This is a genomic window from Spongiibacter thalassae (assembly GCF_012272835.1).
GTDB lineage: Bacteria > Pseudomonadota > Gammaproteobacteria > Pseudomonadales > Spongiibacteraceae > Spongiibacter > Spongiibacter thalassae.
Genome location: NZ_JAAWWK010000002.1, coordinates 542,886 through 564,876, shown reverse-complemented (window position 1 = coordinate 564,876; position 21,991 = coordinate 542,886). Strand labels below are relative to the sequence as shown.

The window sequence follows — 21,991 nt, the reverse complement described above, 5'->3', positions numbered from 1 at the left end:
ACTGGGAGAAGATCATGAAAAAAGCCATTCTTTGTATCGCGAGCGCAGCAGCATTGATGTTTGCCGGTTCCGCCAATGCCGACCATGGTCACCGCGACTATCGCGCCGAGTTTCACTATGAATCCGGCCGCTACGACCACCACCGGGATCACTACCACAAGGGCAAGCATTACGGCCACTACAAACACGGCAAGAAACACGCCTACTGGAAGGGCTATCGCGACGGCTACCGTGACGCACACTACCCCAGAGAGCGCGTATATTACGAACGCCATGTTCATAGCTCTCACTGCGACCACTATCGCAAGCCCGCGTTTAACAGTCGCGTAAAAGTCTTCCTCGACCTCTAAGTCGAGGAAGACCGAGGGAGTGCTACTCCAGTCGTTCCGCCATCGACGCCCGCCAGCCTTGCAAGGCTGGACAGGTGTCGGGGACATCGCGCTTCACCCACTGGGTGAAGCCCAGACACACGTAAAGATCGATATCCGCCTGACTCAGGCTATCGCCAACCAAAAACTCGCGCCCCTCAACCTCTTGGTTCATGGCTTGGTAAAACCCGTCGATACGCTTCATACCGCGATCAACCAGTGCTGGTATCTGCTCGATAAGCACATCACCTGGCAGGGCGCGATCCTTGAACATATCGCCGGTATTACGCAGCACATCGGCCACGCCCATCAGACCCTCGACATAGAGCCGGTGGCACCAGCCGGCAATCTGCGCTTTTTCAAGTGGGGTCGTACCCATCAACGGTTTGTCCGGGTATAGACTATCGAGATAGGTGCAAATCGCAATAACGTCAGCCAACACGGTGCCGTCGTCCAGTTGCAGCGCGGGCACCGTACAGCGCGGATTGATCGCCTTGAACGCCGGATCAAACTGGGCTTTGGTGGTAAGGTCTACCGTTTCGGTCGCCAGATCAATGCCCTTGTGTTTGACAAAAAGACCCACTCGGCGAGGGTTAGGTGCCATTTCAAAAGTATAAAGTTTCACCACATGCTCCTTTTTGCTGCTTTATGTAATCATGTTAAACATTATTGATTCAGCGCAAGTTAAGCCTTGTCTGCCTAAACTGCAAGAACAAACAGGACTGTGCCCCCTGTTCAATATAGAAGATTTCCCGAGGCAAACTGCCCTATAATCTCCATCAGCAATGTAATGCCAATGTGAAACGACAGATGATATGCCAACTTTATCAGTCAGCCAGATAGCTTCCACGCTATTCCTCAGTGTTGTCGTCGCCGCGCAGTGCCACGCGGGCAACGTACTGGGTGGCCTGCCAAACAGCGGACGGCTGCTCGACCGCCAGGGGCTGGACCTCAAGGGTCAGCGTTTAACCCCTGAACTGAGCGCCCGCGACGCCATCGCCATTGCGGAAAAACGCTATGGCGGGCAGGCCGTCGGTGCTCGACCGGTTGCCACTGCCAGTGGCACCGCGTATCGCGTCCGTATCCTTCAGGACAATGGCAAAATAAAAAACGTAATTATCAACAACCCATAGGCGAATTTGATGCGGGTTCTTATTGTCGAAGATGAAGCGCCACTGCGCGAGCAGCTGGTGCGCCACTTTACCGAGGCAGGTTTCGCCTGCGATGCCTGCGGCGACGGCGAAGAAGCCCTGTTTCTCGGTAAGGAATACCCCTACGACCTCGCCCTTATCGATATCGGCCTGCCCGGCATGGACGGCATCGCTGTTATCCAGTCATTACGCAAGGACGGCATCAGTGTGCCAGTACTGATTTTGACCGCCCGCGATCGCTGGCAAGACAAGGTGACCGGGCTCGAGGCCGGTGCCGACGACTACGTCGCCAAACCGTTTCAAATCGAGGAAGTACTGGCTCGCGCCAACGCGCTGATCCGTCGCTCGGCGGGATTCGCCAGCCCGGTCATGCATTTCGACCCCCTGACCATCGACACCTCGGCAAAGAGCGCCCGAGTCCACGACCGTCCCCTTGAACTGACTGCGTTCGAATACAACGCTCTGGAATTTCTCGCCCTGCGCCGTGGCCAGGTGGTTTCCAAGTCGGAATTGACCGAGCATCTTTACGATCAGGACTTCGACCGCGACAGCAATGTGATTGAAGTCTTTATCGCCCGCCTGCGCAAAAAACTCGACCCTGACAATACCCTGAAGCCGATCGCAACACTGCGCGGCCGCGGTTATCGCTTCGAATTGCAAAGCCGGGAGTAAGTGTGCCCACTAAGCGTGGCTCAATCACCCGGCGCTTGCTGCTGGCAATGCTGGTGGCGATGCCCCTGTTACTGGGGCTAACCGGCCTCGCCATCGACAGCGCCTACCAGAGCAGCCTGCTAAAAGCCGAAGACAGCCGCTTGAAAGCCCTGTTTTTTGGCCTGCTGGGGGCGATTGAATGGCGCGACGGTGCGATAGACATGGGTGACAGGGTCAAAGAGCCGTTGTTCTGGCAATTTCGCTCCGGCCTCTACGCCGATATTCGCGGGGGCGGCGGCGAGCTGCTGTGGCAATCCACCAGTGCCGACACCCTCGAACTTCCTCAGGTGGTTGGCTCGATACCCTCCGGCGAAGGCTACTTCGGCGAGCTACCGGTGGAAGGAGCACCCTATTTTTATTATCGCTACCTGGCGATATGGGAAACCGACGACGGCAACGAGGTGCCACTGTTGTTTTCCATTTATTCTGAAAAGCGTGGCATGCTGCGCGAGCTGACCCAGTTTCGCCAGCAACTGAGTGTTTGGCTGGGCCTCGTGGTGATCTTTTCAATCATGCTGGTGGCGCTGATACAATACTGGGCCCTGCTCCCTCTGCGGCGGCTCGCCAGAGACCTGCGCCACCTTGAACAGGGCCGCCGCGATCAGCTGGTAGACAGCTACCCTCTGGAACTGCAAAGCATTACCGCCAACCTCAACCAGCTGTTAAGCAAAGAACGCAAACAAAGGGAGCGCTACCGGAACACCTTGGGCGACCTGGCCCACAGCCTGAAAACACCGCTGGCGGTGTTGCGCGACAAACACCTCGACCCGGAGGCCCGCCAGGAGCAATTACAGCGGATGGACAATATTATTCGCTACCAGCTGCGCCGCGCCGTCAGCGCCGGTGGCGGCCTGCATCATCAGACCCTGACCCACCCCCTACTGTCGAGCCTCGCCAACACCATGGACAAGGTTTACCGGGACAAGCAACTGTCAATTTCACTGGATCTCGATGAGCAATTCAGCCTGCCCGCGGATGAGCAGGATATTATGGAATTATGCGGCAATCTGCTCGACAACGCCTGCAAGGCCGCCCGCACCGAGGTCACTATTTCCGGCAGCCACACCGGTAACTACACGACCTTGTGCTTTGACGACGACGGCGAGGGCATTGCCCCGGAAGACCACCGCGGCTTGCTTGAACGCGGCAAGCGCGGCGACCAGTATGGCGACGGTCAGGGGCTGGGGCTGGCGATTGTGCTGGATATTGTCGACAGCTATGGCGCAGATTTCCGCTTTGACGCCAGCCCGCTGGGGGGCACCCGGGCAATACTGCGTTTTAAAAACCCAGCTTGAAGCGCCAGAAGAAATCAACTTCGGCGCGGCGCAAGGTTTCCTTATCAACATTGTTGTCGGCAACAGGTCGAGCAGCAATAAACTCGGTTTGCAGCACCTTCTTGTAGTCGGCCTTCAGACTGATACCGGCGTCGGCCACGCTGCGAGTATCGCCCTGCGGCCCCTCGACATCTTCATACCAGACCTGCCCGTGCTCGATAAACACGCCGGGTTTGAATTCAAAGCCCCACAATGGCAGACCGTTGGCCTCGAATTGCAGGCGGCTGTAGGCACCGGAGTCGCCCACCAGAATGCCGGGAAGATAAGCACTCAGGCCATTATTGCCACCGAGAAAATACTGCTGATGCAAGGGCAACTGGCGACCATCGCTCCACTGGCCACTGACACTGGCGGTCAACGAGGCCCAATCCACCAGCCCCAATTGCCAGGACAGGCGCGGCTTGACTACGACAAACCGGCCACTGCGTCGCCCGGGAGCAACCGTGTCTTCCCGGTCGTCGGTATCGAAGGTACCGCCGTCGGACTTCAGCCCCACATCGACAAAATTATGCAGGGTGAATTTGCTCGCAATCCCCGCAACACGGGTAAGGTGATTGTATTTTACACCCAGCTCCAGAGTAGCCTGGGGCTCATCGAGCACATCGCCTCGCCCCTCTGCGGTAATGGTCGATTCCACCACCTCCAGGCGCTCGCTCAGGGTCAAACGATAGAGGGTGTCGCTGAGCAGTACCTGCTCTCCGGTTGCCGCCAGGGACGAGGTTTTGGACTCGACATAGGTCGGTGCCGACGGGTCAACCACGTCCTGGCTCCCCGGCAATGCCGGCGGTGAGGCCAAATTACAAAACAGATCAGCAGCGGAGCAGGCTTGCGCTGTTGCCGCATCGCCAAGCTGCGCCCCATCCACTGTTCGCGCATATTCGGTGTAGCGCCCTTCCAAACCGTAGAGCCCCCACGAAGTGGGCATATTGGCGCGCAGCGTATAACCATTGTAGTAATCGCCACCATTGGTCTCGCCGAATTCGCTCAACGCGCGGTCGTAGCTGAAATTCACCTGTATCGCATTATCGAAGTCATGACGCAGCGACACCCCGGCAAAATACCGACCCAGAAAGCGATTACCGTAGTTGTTGGCATTCAGCGAAATTTCCGTGGCATCGTGGTCGCTGACCGGCTCCTCTTTAAACACCAACGTATAGGCCTGCCGATCAGGGGCCAGCTGATAGCTGACCCGATAACCTACTCCCCGGCGCTCGCTATCAAGATTGGCGAGCACTCTGGGTGCGTCAAACTCACTGCGCCGCAGATCCTGGTCACCAATCAAATCCTCAAAGTAGTGCCGAATCTCCTCTGGCGCCTTGATATCCACCAAATGACCATGCACTACATGGACATAGACCATTTTGTCCTGTTGGGAGTAATACACCGTCGTTAACAGGTGTCCCAGCTGGTAGTAGGCCTGGTTGAGGGCATTCACCGCCTGCGCAGGGGTCTTGGCAGAGGATGTCAGCAAATCCAGCTGTTCGCGATTGAGGTAACGGTTGCCACTTATACGCAGGGTATATCCGGCGATAACAACTTCGTACACAGACTCGGCACCCGCACGGCGTATCTGTTCCACCTGCGCAGTATTGGCAGCCTGGGGAGGAATGATTGGCGGCAGATCTATGGGCATGGATTTTTGTCCTTACTCTTTTTTTTTCCAGTCACAGGGTTGGTACTATTTCAACGCTCGAAGTTCAACTCTGCGATTGTCCCTACGCGCAGCTTCCAGTTCTGCTCCCTGCTTCCCACTGATGGGCACCTTCGGCGATGACTCCCCCAAACCCCGCGCTTCAAAACGCTCTGCCGAGATACCCTCGGCAACAAGAAATTCGATAACGGCCAGGGCGCGCCGCTTGGACAGCCCCAGATTAAAGGCCTCAGCCCCTACATCGTCGGTGTGGCCAACCACCTCAACACGGATATTGGGCACTGCGGCCAAAACCCGAGCCACCTGCCTCAGCACCACCGTCGAGGGCGCATCCAGTACAGCAGTGTTGGTAGCGAAATTCACGCCATACAATTCAAGAGGAGTTTTGGTGTCGAAGTGACACCCCGATGGCAATACCACCGCCCCTATTGGAGACGACAGGCATTTATCAACACTATCGCAAACGCTGTCCCGGTCCGCGTCAACACACTGCCCCGCTGTCACACCGCCCAACTGGATCGGACGCTGCCCCTCGGGCTGATCTTCACGCACGTTCTCCGACGACGAACCCCCGTTGGCGGAGCCACTGCTGATATCAATTGTCAGCACCTGTGGCGCAATATTGGTATCACTGGCGGTGCCCTGCAAAAACTCAATGACCGAGCTCTGCGCTCCGCTGAGGCCGTTTACCAAGGGAGTTAAGGCCGTGCCTCCGGCGCCGCCACCCAGGCCATCTGTTGGCGCCCCCAGCAGCAGAATATCCTGCCCGGACAGCAGCGCGGCATCGGCGCCAAGCACATCCATCGACAGCGCAGAAATATCGTCTTGCGTACTGGAAGCCCCTGGCACAACGATATCAACACCGACACCCAATACATCAACGGCAATTACTTGACCGCTGACCAATGGCGCCCAAGTGATACAACTCACCAGTAACGCAACTATGTGTGCACGAAAATTCAATAGCTTACCTTTAACTCTGCCAAGGCTTACCAGCGCTGCCGGCTCCCGCAGAAAACAATGACACTCACACTCTATTGTCGTACAGGGATGGAAATCTGTATAGGAGATTCACTGGCTATTCCGCCAGCCAGCGATACTGCTCACATAATAGCTGCTGTGTCACAGCTACCACAACCGGCTCTTCATCATAAACCGGCGCTCCCGCTCACCACCGAATGCTGGGTCGGCGCGCCTAACACAATGTGTTAAACCCGCTTTACAGGGCATTGATCAGGTAATTGAAAGGGGTCTGTCCCCGCCCTATTGTGGACAGACCCCTTCGGAACATTACTTAATTCCAGGCAAAAAAAAACAGCCACCGAAGTGACTGTTTTTAAATAATGGTCGGAACGGCAGGATTCGAACCTGCGACCCCCACACCCCCAGTGTGGTGCGCTACCAGACTGCGCTACGCCCCGATTTGAGGGGCTGCATAATACCCCAACTGTATGCCTCTGTGAACTATCTTTTAAGAACTTTTAAAAGTTCTTCCAACTCACCCAGCATCTGGCGGATCACCTGGCGAGTTTGCGAGGCATCGTCCTTGGCTTCATCTCCTGACATACGCTGACGGGCGCCACCGATGGTGTAGCCCTGCTCGTATAGCAGGCTGCGAATTTGACGGATCATCAACACATCCTGGTGTTGATAGTAACGACGATTTCCGCGACGTTTTACCGGTGTCAGCTGCGGGAACTCCTGCTCCCAATAACGCAGCACATGGGGCTTCACACAGCACAGCTCGCTGACTTCACCTATCGTAAAGTAGCGTTTGCCGGGAATGGGCGGTAGTTCGTCGTTATGACTTGGTTCCAGCATAGCCCTCTACCCTGGATTTCAGTTTTTGACCTGGCCGGAAGGTCACCACACGGCGCGCAGAAATCGGGATTTCTTCGCCGGTTTTCGGGTTGCGCCCCGGCCGTTGGTTTTTGTCTCGCAGGTCAAAATTACCGAATCCAGAGATTTTAACCTGCTCATTATTCTCTAAACAGTGGCGAATCTGCTCAAAAAACAACTCGACCAGTTCCTTCGCCTCACGCTTGTTAAGCCCGAGCTCCTCGTAGAGACGCTCGGCCATCTCAGCCTTAGTGAGGGACATCATCGCATTCAGTTCCTTAAGCTGGCACCGAAACGCTCCTGCAGGGATTGCAGTACAGTCTCGATTGACAGGGTAACCTCTTCTTCATTAAGAGTGCGCGATGAATGCCGGTACGTCAAGCCTAGGCCAATACTTTTTCGTTCTGGATCAATGCCTTTACCTTGATAAATATCAAAGAGCTTCAAGTCAATCAGACTCTCTCCTGCCGCGGTTCTTGCACACTGAAGCAGGTCCTGTGCAGCCACATCTCTGGGCAGCAACAGGGCAAGATCACGGCGAACCTCGGGCTGACGGGAAAGGGACGTGAATGCCGGCAGGTCGCGTCGCTGCAGGGCCGCCAATTCCAGTTCAAAGAAGTAAACCGGATTCGGCAGGTCAAACTTGCTCTGCAGCTGAGGGTGCAAGGCGCCAATGCGACCGATTATTTCGCCGCTCAGGCTGACTGAGGCGCTCTGTCCCGGATGGAAGGCTTTGTAGGTTTGCGCGGCAAATTGCAATTGCGTCGCGGCACTGCCGAACAAAGCCTCAAGATCACCCTTGAGGTCGAAATAATCCGCGATCGCACCATCGGACGCCCAGTTTTCCGGCTCGCGACGACCGGACAGCAACGCGGCAAAAGTCTCGGTTTGCGCAATGTTCTCGCCGGTCTTAATGAATCGCTGACCGACCTCGAACATACGCAAGCGGGACTGTTGACGTTTACTATTGTGCTCCGCCGCTTTAAGCAGGCCGGGCAACAAACTGTCACGCATTATCGCCATATCGCTGCTGATCGGATTGAGCAGCGGAATCGACTGCTCCGAGTCGCTGAGCAGCTGGTTAACCTGGGGGTCTACAAAGCTGTAGGTAATAACCTCCTGATAGCCCTTGGCCAGCATTTGCTGACGCAGCGCCGACAGGGACCGTACCGTTTCCGGCGCGGGGCGAATATGCAGGTCAGCATTGATCGGCTTCACCGGCAGGCGGTTGTAGCCATATATGCGCGCCAGCTCCTCCAGCAGGTCTACCTCAAGGTCGATATCAAAGCGCCAGCTTGGCGCCTCTACCTGCCAGGTCTCCCCCTCCCGAGTGACAACCATTCCCAGGCCCGCGAGGATTTTCTCCACTTGCTGGTCTGTTAGCGCCAGCCCCAGCATTTTTTCAATACGCGGCGCCCGCAGGGTCACCGGTTTGTCGCGCTGTGGCAAAGCCCCTTCGGCGACTACCAGCGGCCCGGCCTCACCGCCGCAAATCTGGCGAATCAATCCTGTGGCCCGCTCAATCGCCCGCTGAGGCAATTCGAAGTCTACCCCGCGTTCAAAGCGATGGGAGGAGTCGGTGTGCAGCCCGTAGCTACGCGCCCGCCCAGCCAGACGCTCCGGGGCAAAAAACGCCGCTTCCAGAAAAATATCGGTTGTTGCGGCAGAAACCGCACTGCCCTCTCCACCCATAATCCCCGCCAGCGCGAGAGCCTTGCTGTCATCGGCAATGACCAGGCTATCGGGTTTCAGCGTCAGATCCTGGCCACCGAGCAAGCGCAATGTTTCACCGTCACCGGCGTGACGAACATGAATATTGCCGTCGATATGGGCAAGGTCAAAGGCGTGCATGGGCTGGCCCAACTCGAGCAGCACGTAGTTGGTCACATCGACTACCGCATCCTTGCTGCGCAGACCACAGCGGCGCAGCCGCTCCCGCAACCACTGGGGGCTGGGCACTGAGAGATCAACGTTTTTCAGAATACGCCCCACATAACGCGGGCAGTCCTCCGGCGCCTCGATCAGCACCTCTCGACGGTCGCCATGGGTCGGCGCTACAGCATCAACAACGGGCTCAACGAGGGGAAGGTCATTCAATACTGCCGCCTCCCGGGCAATTCCCCGAATACTGAGGCAGTCGGCGCGGTTTGGCGTCAGCCCCAGCTCAATGATTTGATCATCAAGGCCGAGAAATTCGCGTATATCCAGACCGACTTCGGCATCTGCCGCCAGCTCGAGCAGGCCGTCTGAGGATTCCGCCATGCCCAATTCTTCTTCGGCGCACAACATGCCAAAGGACTCCACGCCCCGCAGCTTTGCCTTTTTGATTTTGAAGTTCCCAGGGAGTACCGCGCCGACGGTCGCTAACGGCACCTTGATGCCGGGCCTTGCATTGGCCGCACCACAGACGATTTGCACGGTTTCACCGCCGGTCGCGACCTGACAGACCTGCAATTTATCTGCATAGGGGTGGGGGCTGGCAGAAAGTATCTCCGCCACCACAACCCCACTGAATTCCCCCGCAACGGGGTCGATGGCATCGACCTCAAGTCCGGCCATCGTCAGCTGCTCAGCCAGCTCCTCGCTATTTACCTCGGGGTTAACCCACTCTCGCAACCATTGTTCGCTGAATTTCATGTTTTATCCGTTTCTTGCTATGTGAGCGCGGAGCTTAGCTCGGCGCGCATTTCCACCGACATTGTCTGGCTAGTTGAACTGCTCAAGGAATTGCAGATCATTCTCGAAAAACAGCCGTAAATCATTCACTCCATAACGCAACATGGCCAGGCGCTCTACTCCCAGGCCAAAGGCAAACCCGGTGTACTGCTCAGGATCGATATTGGAGTGTTCAAATACCTTCGGGTGAACCATGCCGCAGCCCAGAATTTCAATCCATCCGGTTTGGCTACACACCCGGCAACCATCGCCACCACACATCACACATTGAATATCCACTTCTGCCGATGGCTCGGTGAAAGGGAAATAAGATGGGCGGAAGCGCACTGCCAGATCTTTTTCAAAAAACGCGCGCAGGAAAGACTCCAGCATGCCCTTGAGGTCGGCAAAACTGCTGTCTTTATCAACCAACAACCCCTCTACCTGATGAAACATTGGGGTGTGGGTAAGATCCGAATCACAACGATAAACCCGCCCGGGACAAATCAGTTTCAACGGCGGCTCGCTGCTCTCCATCACCCGTACCTGCACCGGCGACGTATGGGTGCGCAATACCGTGCTGGCATCGACATAAAAGGTATCGTGCATCGCCCGAGCTGGGTGGTGGGCTGGAATATTCAAGGCTTCGAAATTGTGATAATCGTCTTCAATCTCAGGACCCTCGGCGATTTCAAAGCCAATACCCTGGAAAAATTCACTGATGCGCTCAATGGTGCGGGTAACCGGATGCAAACCACCGGTATGCTGACCACGCCCCGGCAGGGTCACGTCGATGGTCTCCGCTGCCAACTTGGCCGCTACGGCCTCAGCGTCGAGCTGCTGCTTGCGCTCACCAATTTGCTCAGCCAACTGCTGTTTAACCCGATTGATTTCGGCGCCAGCGGCGGGCCTTTCCTCGGCACTCAGGGTACCCAGGCTTTTTAACAGGGCAGTAATCGAGCCTTTTTTGCCCAAATAATCCACCCGCAACTGCTCCAGTACCCGCCCGTCATCGGCAGCGGCGATCTTCGCAGCGGCTTCGGCGGCCAGGCCTTCCAAACTCTCCATTTCCTACTCCCGACTGTGCAAACGAGATTGCTGGTCGCTCCACGCAACTGAATTCCAGCGAATGCGCAGAGCCTTAAAACAAAATAGGGAAAGAGCAAAGCGCCCTTTCCCTATTAAAATTGATTTGAACAACCCCCACGAGGAGGCTGAAAAATCAGGCCAGAGCTGCTTTCGCGCGGTCTACCACGGCAGCAAAGGCTTCTTTGTCGTGCACGGCCAGGTCAGCCAGTACGCGACGATCCAAAGCGATATCAGCTTTCTTCAGACCGGCAATCAAACGGCTGTAGCTCAGGCCATTGGCCCGTGACGCCGCATTGATACGGGTAATCCACAGCGCGCGGAAAGTACGCTTTTTAACGCGACGGTCGCGGTAAGCGTACTGACCAGCTTTGATAACAGCCTGCTTGGCAACACGGTAGATACGCGAACGCGCTCCGTAGTAACCCTTGGCTTGCTTAAGAATTTTCTTGTGACGACGGTGTGCGGTCACACCACGTTTTACGCGGGGCATAGTCTCTTCCTTTTAATCTTGACGGCTGTTATCAAATGGCACGAAGCATACGGTCAACCAGAACCTTGTCCGACTTGTGGACAGCGCTGGTGCCGCGCAGCTGACGCTTACGCTTTGTGGTCATTTTGGTCAGGATGTGACTTTTATGGGCGCTTTTACGCTTGTAACCGCTTCCGGTCTTTTTGAAGCGTTTTGCCGCCCCGCTGTGTACTTTTACTTTAGGCATCGTTAGATACTCCGCATTGCATCAATCAAATTAAGCAGGCCCTGAGAGCTCACTGCTTTTTCTTTTTCGGGGCAATAACCATGGTCAACTGACGGCCTTCCATCTTCGGAAACTGTTCTACAGCGCCGTATTCAGCGAGGTCTGCTTCAACTCGCTGCAACAACTGCATACCCAGTTCCTGGTGGGCCATTTCGCGACCGCGGTAACGCAGGGTTACCTTGGCTTTATCCCCATGCTCGAGGAAACGTATCAGGTTGCGCAGTTTTACCTGATAATCCCCGTCATCCGTCCCAGGTCGGAATTTGATTTCCTTGACCTGAGTCCGAACCTGGTTTTTTCGAGCCGCAGCTTGTTGCTTCTTGGCCTCGAAAACATGTTTGCCATAGTCCATGATCTTGCAGACAACAGGGTCTGAGTCAGCGATCTGAACCAAATCCAGACTGGCTTCCGTGGCGGCTTTCAAAGCCTCCGCAAGCGGTACTATGCCAACCTGATTGCCCTCGGCGTCGATTAATCTGACTTCGTGGGCTTCAATATCCTGATTTATCAGCGCGCGTTTGCCACGCCCTTTTGCGTTATCGCGTTTAATTGCTAGCTCTCCGATATTGCACGACTGCGAACAGCCACGCTTTCAGCAAGGAGTGTCATCAGGGCATCGTGATCGATTGAACCCAGGTCCTTACCACCTCTTTCGCGCACTGCGACAGTCCGATTTTCGACTTCCTTGTCACCGACGACAAGGATATACGGAACCTTCTGAATAGTGTGCTCGCGGATTTTAAAGCCGATCTTCTCATTTCTCAAGTCCGAACGGACTCTAAACCCACGTTCTTGCAGTATTTTTTGCAATTCACCGACATATTCGGCCTGGCTGTCGGTAATATTACAGATTACCGCCTGCTCAGGTGCCAGCCACATCGGGAAGGCGCCTTCGTAATGTTCGATCAAAATTCCGATAAAACGTTCAAAGGAACCGAGGATTGCCCGGTGCAACATCACCGGGGTTTTGCGCTGCCCGCCCTCATCTACATACTGGGCACCGAGGCGGCCAGGCATGGAGAAATCGACCTGAATCGTGCCTAACTGCCACACTCGACCAATGCAGTCCTTCAGGGAAAACTCAATTTTGGGGCCATAGAATGCCCCTTCGCCGGGAAGGGTTTCCCAAGGCAACGACTTGCCATCGAGGGCCTGAGCCAGGGCCTGCTCGGCGCGATCCCAGTCTTCATCGCTACCCACCCGCTGCTCAGGGCGGGTCGACAGGCGGTAAATCACTTCGCTGAAACCGAAATCGGCGTATACGTCGTGCAAAAAGTCGATAAAGCTGGCGACTTCACTCTGGATCTGCGCCTCGGTACAGAAAATATGTGCATCATCCTGGGTAAAGCCCCTCACCCGCATAATGCCGTGGAGAGACCCGGAAGGTTCATTGCGGTGGCAGGAGCCAAACTCCGCCAAACGCAGGGGCAAATCCCGGTAGCTACGCAGCCCCTGATTGAACACCTGTACGTGACAGGGGCAGTTCATCGGCTTGACCGCAAAATCGCGCTCATCCGCAGACAGGGTGAACATGCCGTCGGCAAACTTGTCCGCGTGACCGGATTTCTGCCACAGCGACAGATCCACCACCTGGGGAGTTTTGATCTCCTGATAGCCGTGCTGAATCTGCTTGCCCCGCATATATTGCTCTATCGCCTGATAGATACTCCAGCCCTTCGGGTGCCAAAACACCATTCCGGGGGCTTCTTCCTGCATATGAAAGAGGTCAAGCTTTTTACCGACTTTGCGGTGGTCGCGTTTTTCGGCCTCGGCAATACGGTTCAGATACGCCTTCAGGGCTTTCTTGTTCGGCCAGGCGGTGCCATAGATGCGCTGAAGCATCGCGTTATTCTGGTCACCGCGCCAGTATGCTCCGGCCACCTTGGTCAATTTGAAAGCCTTCAGCTTACCGGTACTCGGCACGTGAGGACCTCGACACAGGTCCATCCATTCACCCTGACGATAGAGGGAGATTTCCTCACCTTCGGGTAATTCCTTAATGATCTCAACCTTGTACTCTTCACCCAGCGCGGCAAAGGTATCTACCGCCTGTTCGCGACTCATCACCACCCGTGACACTGGCAGATCCTCACCCGCCAACTCTTCCATTCGCGCCTCGATCTTCTCGAGGTCCTCTGGCGTAAACGCCCGCTCAAAGGCGAAGTCGTAATAGAAACCGTCTTCAACAGTGGGGCCAATTGTCACCTGGGCACCGGGAAACAGATCCTGCACTGCCATCGCCAATAAGTGGGCGGTAGAGTGACGAATAACTTCCAGACCATCTTCATCCCGCTCGGTGATAATCGCCAGTTCAGCATCGTGAGCAATGGTGTAACTGGTATCGACCAGGCGTCCATCAACCTTGCCGGCAATTGCCGCCTTGGCAAGGCCTGGGCCGATATCGGCAGCGACCTGTTCGACAGTTACGGCTTGCTCAAACTGGCGTTGGCTATTATCCGGGAGAGTTATGACTGGCATAGTGATTCCTTACAGTGGTGACCCCTACGATAGGCCACATGATTGCGCAGGTGCGCGGCTGAATTTGGCCGCACATTATGTTGATTAATCATCGGCAGTGCAACACGCACTGCCCCCGACATCCGCCAATGTACGGACGAAAAAAAACCGCGCCAAGCGCGGTTTTCTCGACACCCACTCGAGATTACGAGTTTGATGTGTCGGGCGCTGACGACGGCGTGCTTGCTGCCGGAGTCACCGGAGACTCCACCTTGGGCGCGGCCACCGCACTAGGTGCAGGTTTCGCTACTGCCTTTTTCGCCGCAGACTTTCTCGCGACTTTCTTGGCTGGCGTCTTCTTAGCCGGTGCTTTTTTTACCGCGGGCTTTTTGGTCGCCGCTTTTTTAGCCGGCGCCTTTTTCGCTACGGCCTTGCTGGCAGCTGCCTTTTTCGCCACTGTTTTTTTCGCGGTAGCTTTTTTAGCTGTCACCTTTTTGGCCGCTGCCTTTTTAGCAACCGTCTTTTTCGCCGTCGCTTTTTTCGCAGCGGCCTTTTTCGGCGCCGCAGCTTTTGCAGTGCTCTTGGCGACCGCAGCCACCTTAGGATCAGAAATTTTTGCAGACAGTTGTTTAACTGCTTGCTTGTGCTTGCTTACCAATTTGCGCTCTATAACCGCAAGCTTGGCTTTATCGGCAGCACGACGTTTTTTCACAAAACGTTGCTCAAATTGCTTGAGCGCCTTGGCAAGATCCGCCTCTGCTTTGCTAGCCAATGCCTCGGCACGCTCCTGAATTTTTTGCTTAACGGCTTCTTCAGAGGCCTTTACCTTAGCCAGGGCCTTGGCGTCACGCAGTGCCACTTTGCTGTCAGCAACTTTAGCACGCAGGCCTTTCAGTTTTTCGTTTGCTTTTGCCGCAGCCGCAGCAGCCCGCTTGGCGGCATTTTTATCAACGGCCTTCGCGGTTTTTTTCGCTTTTAACTTTGCCGCCTCCAGCTTTGCTTTCGCTGCACTGGCCGCTTTGCGTTCGCTGCTAAGCATCGCTTCAACTTTCTTTAAACCCTCTTCTGCTTTTTTAACTACCGCATCACTGGCTGAGCTGGCCTTTGCAGGTTGACGCTTCGCCTTTGGGGTCGCACTTGCAGCGCGCTTGGGTCGGGGCATTTTCTTCTCCTTAACGGATTTTCCGCACTATTTGCAATAAAAATAGCACACAAAATAATCAGCGCAAAACTTTTGCATAAAAATCAATGATTTTAAGCAAAAAAAGATACGATTTTACATTTTTTCTCAATTTCAGAACGAATGCGAAGACTCAATTAACGGCCGACAAAGATCGACCATCAGTTGTTGATGCGCTTCGCTGTCATTCAGGCAAGGAATGTAACTGAATTGTTCCCCACCATTTTCAATAAATATTTCCCGCGCCTCGCCGTCAATTTCTTCCAGAGTCTCCAGGCATTCCACCGCAAAGGCGGGGCAAATAACGTCCAGACTTTTCTCTGATAGTTTCGCCAGTGCTGCCACCGTTTTGTCAGTATAGGGCTGTAGCCATTCCGCCTTGCCAAGACGCGACTGAAAACTTTGCTGCCATTCGTGAGCTTCCAGACCAAGCTCCGCCACGACCGCCGCAGTGGTTTCATTACAGTGCTGCTCATAGGGATCGCCCAACTCAACATTGCGTTTGGGGATACCGTGGAAGGAAAACAGCAGCTTCTGCCCCCGCCCGTTTTGTTGCCAATGGTCGCGAACTGTTTGAGCAAGGGCCGCAATATAGGCCGGGTGTTGGTGATAGGAACGCACCCAACTCCAGGCAGGAATATTACGCATGGTCGAGAAAACGCGACATATTGCATCGTGTGCCGCCGCCGTTGTTGTTGCAGAGTATTGGGGGTACATCGGCACGAATACAATCTGCTCGACACCGCCCCGACATAGTTCGGAAATGGTGTGACCAATAGAGGGCTGACCGTAGCACATCGCCAACCGCACACTGATCTCCCGGTCGGGGTACAAAGCCGCGAATTTTTGCTCGACCCCCCGGCTCAAACTTTCCGAAAAATGGCGCAGGGGCGAGACATCGCCAAACCAGATCTGCCGATAAGCCCTGGCGACCCGAGGCGAGCGGAACGGCAAAATGACACCGTACAGGATCAGCAGCCACAGCAGTCTGGGCACCTCAACCACCCGGCGATCCGCCAGGAACTCCCTCAGGAAGTTTCGCACGCCTTTGGTATTCGGAGTATCCGGCGTCCCCAAATTTATCAACACCACCGCAGTTTTCATATTTCCCCCACGTGTTGCCAGTCATTGCCCCAACGACAAAAAAGGGCGCCCTCAGGCGCCCTTTTCATAATTCAAGGCTGGTATAGGCACGCACTACGGCAGCACCCACCAAAGAGATCAGCCCTGTAACGCTTCCAGCACCCGATGAGTGATTTCATCGACACTGCCTACCCCGTTAATACGGGCGTAGCGCGGCGCATCGTCGCCTTCAAGCTCGCTGTAAAAGGCCACCAACGGCTTGGTCTGCTCATGATAGACATTGAGACGATTGCGTACAGTATCTTCCTTGTCATCTTCGCGCTGGATCAGGTCTTCACCGGTGAGGTCGTCCTTGCCCTCGACTTTGGGCGGATTGTAGAGCACGTGATAGGTGCGCCCGGAACCTTCATGGGTGCGGCGGCCACTCATGCGAGTCACAATTTCCTGATCTTCAACCGCGATTTCAAGCACAAAGTCTATTTTAACACCCGCCGCTTGCAGCGCTTCGGCCTGGGGGATGGTCCGTGGGAAGCCGTCGAACAGGAAACCGTTAACACAGTCTTCCTGAGTGATACGCTCTTTGACCAGAGCGATAATAATGTCGTCTGACACCAGACCGCCGGAGGCCATCACTTCTTTGACTTTCAGACCGAGCTCGCTCTCTGCCTTAACCGCTGCCCGCAGCATATCGCCCGTTGAAATCTGGGGAATACCAAATTTCTCAGTAATAAACTGAGCCTGGGTGCCCTTTCCGGCCCCTGGCGGCCCTAACAAAATAACGCGCATAGCGTACACTCCCAAAGGATAATAAAACCGGTTTGTGGCCCGTTGTGTCCAGTGCTCTGAATATTGGTGACATACTGAAGTCAAGCAGTGCGTACGCCAATCTGGTAGCCAGTTTGGCCTGCATGAAATGCTGCTGTTTTGGTTTACAGAAAGTCCGGGCGGTGTCAGACAACAACTCGCCGATGTTTTGGGCCACTTTAAGGGCCTAAACGATACACAGCTATCGTCGTTGGCACAAGCCCGAGAAGGTGCGCATAGCACAGCCCATTTACTGTACAGCACAATACAACCGTAGTCAGGCGCAATATTCACATGCAACGCGCTGTTTCAAGTTGTGTCTGAATGACTATGATAGAGATGTCGGGCCGAGATACATTCCCCGTATCCCGCGCCTCCACGCAGTATGGATGACAGGATTCGAGCAATGAAAGTACGTGATTTGTTGTCACTCTGGGAAAATACCGCCAGCGGCTCGCTTACTCCGGAGCGTTACGAAGTACGGCTGCCCATTGAGGACGCCGCCCGCCTCAAGGCTCTCGCCGAGCTCTACCCGAGACGCCACATAGAAGAGCTTATCACCGACCTGCTCAGCGCCTCTCTTGATGAGCTGGAAAGCGTCATGCCCTATATTTCGGGCAACAAGGTGGTAGCAATAGATGAACTCGGCGACCCGATGTATGAAGATGTCGGCCCAACCCCCCGCTACCTCAGTTTGACCAAAAAGCACCTGCGCAAATATCAAACCAAAGACAAGCACTGACGAAGGGCGTTTTTCGCACCTACGGGCAGCAGGGCAGCCTACAACCCCTGGGCCTTGGCTTCGTTCCAGAACAGCTCCAACTGTTCATTTGGCACGTCGGCTGCGGAGGCTTCGCCCTCGAGGGCGCGCTGTTCGACGTATCTGAAGCGTCTCTCGAACTTCTGACCGGCGCGACGCAGCAGCGTTTCCGCATCAAAACCGGCGTGGCGACAGAGGTTTACCGCGGAAAACAGCACGTCACCTATTTCGTCGGCCACGGCGTCCGGCTCACCGGCGGCAAGGGCTTGCTTTAGCTCATCCAATTCGTCATCCAGGGCCGCAAAAACCTGGTCCAGCTGCTCCCAGTCAAAACCAATTTGACTGGCTCTTTTTTGTAATTTGGCCGCCCGGCTGGCCGCTGGCAGCGCGCGGGGAATATCATCCATCAAACTGTGCTGGGCTTTGCTGCCCCGCTCGGCGCTCTTGATTTCCTCCCAGCGAGCCTTGATCTGCGCCTCGTCTGGCGCCTCCTGACTGCGGCGGCTATCCAGTGTGCCGCCGGGAAACACATGGGGGTGACGCCGCAGCAGCTTTTCGGTGATGTCATGAACAACATCGTCAAAAGTAAAGCTCCCCTCCTCCGCCGCCAGTTGGCTGTAAAACACCAGTTGAAACAGCACATCGCCCATTTCCTGGCGGATTTGGTCGGCATCGCCTTGCTCAATGGCATCGACCAGCTCGTACACTTCTTCCAACGTGTGGGGAACTATACTGCGAAAATCCTGCTTCAAATCCCAGGGACAGCCGTCAACCGGGTCTCGCAATCGCGCCATCAAGGTATGCAGGTCACTCAGGGTATGGCGCACTTACAGCTCCCTTATCCGCTTGACCGCAACAACATTGGGCAGGCCGTTCAGACGATTCATCAGTTCTGACAGCGCCGCCAGGTCGCTGATTTCAAGACGAATTTTCATCGTCGCCGTATGGTTGCTGGTATCAGTCACGGTATTCATGGAAATAACGTTAACTTTTTCGGTGGCCAGTTGCTGGGTGATATCCCGCAGCAAGCCCTGCCTGTCGTAGGCTTCAAGCTGAATGTCGACCGGATAGGTATCCACCTGGGCTTCTGCCCAATCAACGGTGATAATGCGCTGAGGTTCAACGCTCTGTAACTGCAACAGCTTATTGCAGTCCTGGCGATGCACGCTCACCCCACGCCCAACCGTGATATATCCGGCGATGGCCTCACCGGGCAAGGGTTTGCAGCAGCGGGCAAAATGGGTGAGCAGATTCCCCACCCCACTGATTCGCACCTTGCTGCTGTCGCTGGACTTCTGGCTCGGCTGGCGCAATTTAAGCGCGGTATAATCACGCCCTTCTTCCCGCCCCGCCAACTGGTGGGCCACTTTTATCACCTGCAGCGTGCTGATTTCGCCGGAGCCCACCGCGGCGTACATATCCTCAACACTGGCACAGTGAATCTGGTCGGCAATAAATTTGTAATCGACGCTGTTCAACGCCAGCCGCTTGAACTCTTTCTCCAGCAACGCCCGACCCGCTGCGATATTGTCATCCTTCGCCTGTTGCCGAAACCAGTGCTGGACCTTGGTACGGGCTCGACTGGTTTTAAGGTAACCAAGGTTGCTCTGCAACCAGTCGCGACGGGGCTTGCTATCCCGCCCTGTGAGAATTTCCACTCGCTCCCCGGTATTCAGCGTGTAGGTGAGCGGCACAATGCGACCGTTAACCTTGGCACCCCGGCATCGGTTACCCACCTCGGTATGAATATGGTAAGCAAAGTCCAGAGGGGTAGCGCCATTTTGCAGATTGACCACGTGGCCATCGGGGGTGAAGACATAGACCCGATCCTGAGCGCGGGTAAACTGCTCGGCGACATCACTGCTGCTGCCACTTTCCTCATGCCAGTCGAGCACCTGGCGCAACCAGGCAATTTTTTCGTCATAGCTGTTGGAGCTTTTGGCGTTCTTGTCAGTGCCCTTGTACATCCAGTGGGAGCACACGCCGAACTCTGCTTCCTCGTGCATGCTGCGGGTGCGGATCTGTATCTCCAACACCTTTCCACCAGGGCCAATAACAGCGGTATGCAGGGAGCGATAGCCATTTTCCTTGGGGTTGGCAATATAGTCGTCAAATTCATTGGGGATGTTGCGCCACAGTCCGTGAACCAAGCCCAACACGGTGTAACAGGACTTCACATCGGGGACCAGCACCCGCACGGCGCGAATATCATAGACTTGGGAAAAACCGATGCCCTTGCGCTGCATTTTTCGCCAAATGCTGTAGATATGCTTTGCTCGTCCAGCGATCTCGGCCTGAACGCCCTCGGCCTTGAGTGCGTCCTCCAGAGTGTGGAGTACCTCGTCGATATAGTGCTGGCGATCGAGCCGCTTTTCGTCCAGCAACTTGGCAATTTTCTTGTACGCAAGGGGCTGAACATAGCGGAAGCTCAGGTCTTCGAGCTCCCATTTAATATGCCCTATGCCCAGGCGGTGGGCCAATGGAGCGTAGATATCAAACACTTCACGGGCGACGCGATAGCGTTTTTCCGGCCGATTTTTTACCGCCCGAATGGCCGAGGTGCGCTCCGCCAGTTTGATAAGTGCCACCCGCACATCATCAACCAATGCCACCAGCATTTTTCGAATGGTTTCGCTCTGCGCCTCCGACTGGCCGAGGACAGGGGCATCGAGCTCGGCATTGACCCTGGAGATCGCCGCCATGCCCAGTACCCCATCTACCAGCTTGGCCACCGGGCCGCCAAAGGAGGCCCGTAGCGCCTCCAGCGACAGGCGGTTTTCCCGCACCGCCCGAAACAACGCCGCAGCAATCAAACTGTCCTGATCAAGGTGCAGGTCGGCGAGAATTTCCACCATTTCCAGAGCGGTGTAAAAACTGTCTGCGGTGTCATCAATTTCACCGGTAAGTGCCGACGGCTGGCTGGCGCATTGCTCTGCGAGTTCAAAGGCTTGCAGCAACCTCGCCGAATCGACCAGGGCCTCGTCGACGGGCAGGCGGGCGATCCAGCGTTGCAGGTCTACGCGACCGTCGGCCAGCCGTGGAAAATCTTCACGAACCTTAACCATACATCCTACTCACTTCGACCCAGCCTTCCCTGACAGACAACGGAGTCTCTGGTTGATTTACCCAAATACGCCAGTGGACAAATAGCGGTCGCCCCGGTCACAGATAATGGCCACAATCACCGCATTTTCAAGCTCGCGGTCCAGGCGCAATGCGCCGGCAACCGCTCCGCCGGAAGACACACCGCAAAAGATTCCCTCTTTTGCCGCCAGCGCGCGCATGGTTTCTTCGGCCTCGCCCTGCTCGATATCCATTACTCGATCGACACGGGGGGCTTCGTAAATACTCGGCAGATACTCCTTCGGCCAGCGCCGGATACCGGGAATGCTGGAGCCATCCTCGGGCTGCAAGCCTACGACCTGAATCGCAGGATTCTGCTCCTTGAGGTAGCGAGAGACCCCCATGATTGTGCCCGTGGTTCCCATCGATGACACGAAGTGGGTAATCAGACCCCGGCTCTGCTGCCAGATTTCAGGGCCGGTGGCTTCGTAATGTGCGCGGGGATTATCCCCGTTGGCGAACTGATCCAGCACTTTGCCCTTACCCTCGGCCTGCATCGCCAGAGCCAGGTCACGCGCCCCTTCCATGCCCTCCTCCTGCGACACTTCAATCAACTCGGCACCGTAGGCCGCCATCGCCAGCTTGCGCTCACTGCTCATATGACTGGGCATAATCAGATACAGCTTGTAGCCACGAATCGCCGCAGCCATGGCCAACGCGATACCGGTATTACCGCTGGTGGCTTCAATCAGGGTATCACCGGGACGGATTTCGCCGCGCTCCTCGGCGCGGGCAATCATACTCATCGCCGGCCGATCTTTTACCGATCCGGCGGGGTTATTCCCTTCAAGTTTAAGCAAAATCGTGTTGCCGGAGTTCGACAGGCGCTGCAAACGCACCAGAGGGGTATTACCAATATATTGCTCAATGGTTGGAAAATCTGTCATGCCGGAAAAGACCTCAGGGTACGCTCTGGTCACCCCTAACCGTGACTGACCACCGATTCCGCAGACAAACTACGCATCCAGCCCGTCCAGGAATAGCGACCTCATGTAATTTCGTTCATCATAATACCATTGCAGCACCACAAG

Annotated in this window: 22 protein-coding genes and 1 tRNA gene; 5 read left to right on the top strand and 18 right to left on the bottom strand. The window is 55.6% G+C overall.

What is annotated here, in order from left to right; translation table 11 throughout:
• The first annotated feature begins 14 nt into the window (after positions 1 to 14).
• Positions 15 to 350, top strand: coding sequence for a hypothetical protein (locus tag HCU74_RS06735; RefSeq protein ID WP_168449641.1), 336 nt, complete (start codon positions 15 to 17; stop codon positions 348 to 350).
• Between the two features lie 22 nt (positions 351 to 372).
• Here the strand turns inward: HCU74_RS06735 and HCU74_RS20315 are convergent, their stop codons facing one another.
• Positions 373 to 993 (bottom strand): glutathione S-transferase N-terminal domain-containing protein, encoded by a 621-nt coding sequence (locus tag HCU74_RS20315; protein ID WP_168449640.1) that lies wholly within the window; start codon positions 991 to 993, stop codon positions 373 to 375.
• A 190-nt stretch (positions 994 to 1,183) separates the two neighbouring features.
• Between HCU74_RS20315 and HCU74_RS06725 the strand changes: the two genes are divergently transcribed.
• The 3 genes from HCU74_RS06725 to HCU74_RS20310 are packed head-to-tail and all read left to right on the top strand — an operon-like array spanning position 1,184 to position 3,525.
• Complete coding sequence (locus tag HCU74_RS06725) at positions 1,184 to 1,501, top strand: PepSY domain-containing protein (RefSeq protein ID WP_168449639.1); 318 nt, start codon at positions 1,184 to 1,186, stop codon at positions 1,499 to 1,501.
• Between the two features lie 9 nt (positions 1,502 to 1,510).
• Positions 1,511 to 2,191 carry a response regulator transcription factor gene (locus tag HCU74_RS06720; RefSeq protein ID WP_168449638.1) on the top strand — a complete coding sequence of 227 codons (681 nt, stop codon included), beginning with the start codon at positions 1,511 to 1,513 and terminating at the stop codon, positions 2,189 to 2,191.
• A 2-nt stretch (positions 2,192 to 2,193) separates the two neighbouring features.
• Complete coding sequence (locus HCU74_RS20310) at positions 2,194 to 3,525, top strand: ATP-binding protein (RefSeq protein ID WP_168449637.1); 1,332 nt, start codon at positions 2,194 to 2,196, stop codon at positions 3,523 to 3,525.
• Here the strand turns inward: HCU74_RS20310 and HCU74_RS06710 are convergent.
• The 14 genes from HCU74_RS06710 to adk all read right to left on the bottom strand — a co-directional run bounded on the left by HCU74_RS06710 (position 3,509) and on the right by adk (position 17,059).
• Positions 3,509 to 5,197 (bottom strand): ShlB/FhaC/HecB family protein, encoded by a 1,689-nt coding sequence (locus HCU74_RS06710; RefSeq protein ID WP_168449636.1) that lies wholly within the window; start codon positions 5,195 to 5,197, stop codon positions 3,509 to 3,511. The genes HCU74_RS20310 and HCU74_RS06710 overlap by 17 nt on opposite strands.
• A gap of 45 nt (positions 5,198 to 5,242) precedes the next feature.
• On the bottom strand, positions 5,243 to 6,178 hold the full coding sequence (locus HCU74_RS06705) for an OmpA family protein (RefSeq protein WP_168449635.1): 936 nt from the start codon (positions 6,176 to 6,178) through the stop codon (positions 5,243 to 5,245).
• 381 nt (positions 6,179 to 6,559) lie between these two features.
• A tRNA-Pro gene (locus HCU74_RS06700) sits at positions 6,560 to 6,636 on the bottom strand.
• A 43-nt stretch (positions 6,637 to 6,679) separates the two neighbouring features.
• Positions 6,680 to 7,036, bottom strand: coding sequence for a MerR family transcriptional regulator (locus HCU74_RS06695; RefSeq protein ID WP_168449634.1), 357 nt, complete (start codon positions 7,034 to 7,036; stop codon positions 6,680 to 6,682).
• Positions 7,017 to 7,319 carry an integration host factor subunit alpha gene (ihfA, locus tag HCU74_RS06690; RefSeq protein WP_168449633.1) on the bottom strand — a complete coding sequence of 101 codons (303 nt, stop codon included), beginning with the start codon at positions 7,317 to 7,319 and terminating at the stop codon, positions 7,017 to 7,019. The genes HCU74_RS06695 and ihfA overlap by 20 nt, the downstream gene beginning before the upstream one ends.
• A 5-nt stretch (positions 7,320 to 7,324) precedes the next feature.
• On the bottom strand, positions 7,325 to 9,691 hold the full coding sequence (pheT, locus tag HCU74_RS06685; protein ID WP_168449632.1) for a phenylalanine--tRNA ligase subunit beta: 2,367 nt from the start codon (positions 9,689 to 9,691) through the stop codon (positions 7,325 to 7,327).
• A gap of 69 nt (positions 9,692 to 9,760) precedes the next feature.
• Entirely contained in the window at positions 9,761 to 10,777 is a 1,017-nt protein-coding gene (gene pheS / locus HCU74_RS06680; protein ID WP_168449631.1) for a phenylalanine--tRNA ligase subunit alpha, read from the bottom strand.
• A gap of 154 nt (positions 10,778 to 10,931) precedes the next feature.
• Positions 10,932 to 11,288: a 50S ribosomal protein L20 gene (rplT, locus tag HCU74_RS06675; RefSeq protein ID WP_168449630.1), complete on the bottom strand. Its 357-nt coding sequence runs from the start codon at positions 11,286 to 11,288 to the stop codon at positions 10,932 to 10,934.
• Between the two features lie 31 nt (positions 11,289 to 11,319).
• Complete coding sequence (gene rpmI, locus HCU74_RS06670) at positions 11,320 to 11,514, bottom strand: 50S ribosomal protein L35 (RefSeq protein WP_022960515.1); 195 nt, start codon at positions 11,512 to 11,514, stop codon at positions 11,320 to 11,322.
• 49 nt (positions 11,515 to 11,563) lie between these two features.
• Complete coding sequence (gene infC, locus HCU74_RS06665) at positions 11,564 to 12,061, bottom strand: translation initiation factor IF-3 (RefSeq protein ID WP_428480337.1); 498 nt, start codon at positions 12,059 to 12,061, stop codon at positions 11,564 to 11,566.
• 44 nt (positions 12,062 to 12,105) lie between these two features.
• Positions 12,106 to 14,031: a threonine--tRNA ligase gene (gene thrS, locus HCU74_RS06660; protein WP_168449629.1), complete on the bottom strand. Its 1,926-nt coding sequence runs from the start codon at positions 14,029 to 14,031 to the stop codon at positions 12,106 to 12,108.
• A gap of 184 nt (positions 14,032 to 14,215) precedes the next feature.
• Positions 14,216 to 15,172 carry a hypothetical protein gene (locus HCU74_RS06655; RefSeq protein WP_210425136.1) on the bottom strand — a complete coding sequence of 319 codons (957 nt, stop codon included), beginning with the start codon at positions 15,170 to 15,172 and terminating at the stop codon, positions 14,216 to 14,218.
• A gap of 132 nt (positions 15,173 to 15,304) precedes the next feature.
• The gene (hemH, locus tag HCU74_RS06650) at positions 15,305 to 16,294 is read right to left on the bottom strand and encodes a ferrochelatase (protein ID WP_168449628.1); all 990 of its coding nucleotides are present in this window, start codon (positions 16,292 to 16,294) and stop codon (positions 15,305 to 15,307) included.
• 117 nt (positions 16,295 to 16,411) lie between these two features.
• The gene (gene adk / locus HCU74_RS06645) at positions 16,412 to 17,059 is read right to left on the bottom strand and encodes an adenylate kinase (protein ID WP_168449627.1); all 648 of its coding nucleotides are present in this window, start codon (positions 17,057 to 17,059) and stop codon (positions 16,412 to 16,414) included.
• A gap of 424 nt (positions 17,060 to 17,483) precedes the next feature.
• Here adk and HCU74_RS06640 point away from each other — a divergent pair, with 424 nt between their 5' ends.
• Positions 17,484 to 17,819 carry a type 1 pili tip component gene (locus HCU74_RS06640; RefSeq protein WP_168449626.1) on the top strand — a complete coding sequence of 112 codons (336 nt, stop codon included), beginning with the start codon at positions 17,484 to 17,486 and terminating at the stop codon, positions 17,817 to 17,819.
• Positions 17,820 to 17,857: 38 nt separating this feature from the next.
• On the opposite strand, the gene mazG is transcribed toward HCU74_RS06640, so the two are convergent.
• Genes mazG through cysM form a run of 3 tightly spaced genes read right to left on the bottom strand, consistent with a single transcriptional unit; the run spans position 17,858 to position 21,847 of the window.
• Positions 17,858 to 18,664 (bottom strand): nucleoside triphosphate pyrophosphohydrolase, encoded by an 807-nt coding sequence (gene mazG, locus HCU74_RS06635; protein WP_168449625.1) that lies wholly within the window; start codon positions 18,662 to 18,664, stop codon positions 17,858 to 17,860.
• The gene (relA, locus tag HCU74_RS06630) at positions 18,665 to 20,902 is read right to left on the bottom strand and encodes a GTP diphosphokinase (protein ID WP_168449624.1); all 2,238 of its coding nucleotides are present in this window, start codon (positions 20,900 to 20,902) and stop codon (positions 18,665 to 18,667) included.
• Positions 20,903 to 20,959: 57 nt separating this feature from the next.
• Positions 20,960 to 21,847, bottom strand: a complete 888-nt coding sequence (cysM, locus tag HCU74_RS06625) for a cysteine synthase CysM (RefSeq protein ID WP_168449623.1) — start codon at positions 21,845 to 21,847, stop codon at positions 20,960 to 20,962.
• Between the last annotated feature and the right edge of the window lie 144 nt (positions 21,848 to 21,991).

What these genes read in the sequence shown, in the direction of transcription:
- HCU74_RS06710 (WP_168449636.1), bottom strand. Translation starts at nt 5,197, where the DNA reads ATGCCCATAGATCTGCCGCCAATCATTCCTCCCCAGGCTGCCAATACT.
- HCU74_RS06655 (WP_210425136.1), bottom strand. Translation starts at nt 15,172, where the DNA reads ATGCCCCGACCCAAGCGCGCTGCAAGTGCGACCCCAAAGGCGAAGCGT.
- HCU74_RS06640 (WP_168449626.1), top strand. Translation starts at nt 17,484, where the DNA reads ATGAAAGTACGTGATTTGTTGTCACTCTGGGAAAATACCGCCAGCGGC.
- hemH (WP_168449628.1), bottom strand. Translation starts at nt 16,294, where the DNA reads ATGAAAACTGCGGTGGTGTTGATAAATTTGGGGACGCCGGATACTCCG.
- rpmI (WP_022960515.1), bottom strand. Translation starts at nt 11,514, where the DNA reads ATGCCTAAAGTAAAAGTACACAGCGGGGCGGCAAAACGCTTCAAAAAG.
- HCU74_RS06725 (WP_168449639.1), top strand. Translation starts at nt 1,184, where the DNA reads ATGCCAACTTTATCAGTCAGCCAGATAGCTTCCACGCTATTCCTCAGT.
- HCU74_RS06720 (WP_168449638.1), top strand. Translation starts at nt 1,511, where the DNA reads ATGCGGGTTCTTATTGTCGAAGATGAAGCGCCACTGCGCGAGCAGCTG.
- thrS (WP_168449629.1), bottom strand. Translation starts at nt 14,031, where the DNA reads ATGCCAGTCATAACTCTCCCGGATAATAGCCAACGCCAGTTTGAGCAA.
- relA (WP_168449624.1), bottom strand. Translation starts at nt 20,902, where the DNA reads ATGGTTAAGGTTCGTGAAGATTTTCCACGGCTGGCCGACGGTCGCGTA.
- HCU74_RS06735 (WP_168449641.1), top strand. Translation starts at nt 15, where the DNA reads ATGAAAAAAGCCATTCTTTGTATCGCGAGCGCAGCAGCATTGATGTTT.
- ihfA (WP_168449633.1), bottom strand. Translation starts at nt 7,319, where the DNA reads ATGATGTCCCTCACTAAGGCTGAGATGGCCGAGCGTCTCTACGAGGAG.
- rplT (WP_168449630.1), bottom strand. Translation starts at nt 11,288, where the DNA reads ATGCCCCGCGTAAAACGTGGTGTGACCGCACACCGTCGTCACAAGAAA.
- pheS (WP_168449631.1), bottom strand. Translation starts at nt 10,777, where the DNA reads ATGGAGAGTTTGGAAGGCCTGGCCGCCGAAGCCGCTGCGAAGATCGCC.
- cysM (WP_168449623.1), bottom strand. Translation starts at nt 21,847, where the DNA reads ATGACAGATTTTCCAACCATTGAGCAATATATTGGTAATACCCCTCTG.
- HCU74_RS06695 (WP_168449634.1), bottom strand. Translation starts at nt 7,036, where the DNA reads ATGCTGGAACCAAGTCATAACGACGAACTACCGCCCATTCCCGGCAAA.
- adk (WP_168449627.1), bottom strand. Translation starts at nt 17,059, where the DNA reads ATGCGCGTTATTTTGTTAGGGCCGCCAGGGGCCGGAAAGGGCACCCAG.
- pheT (WP_168449632.1), bottom strand. Translation starts at nt 9,691, where the DNA reads ATGAAATTCAGCGAACAATGGTTGCGAGAGTGGGTTAACCCCGAGGTA.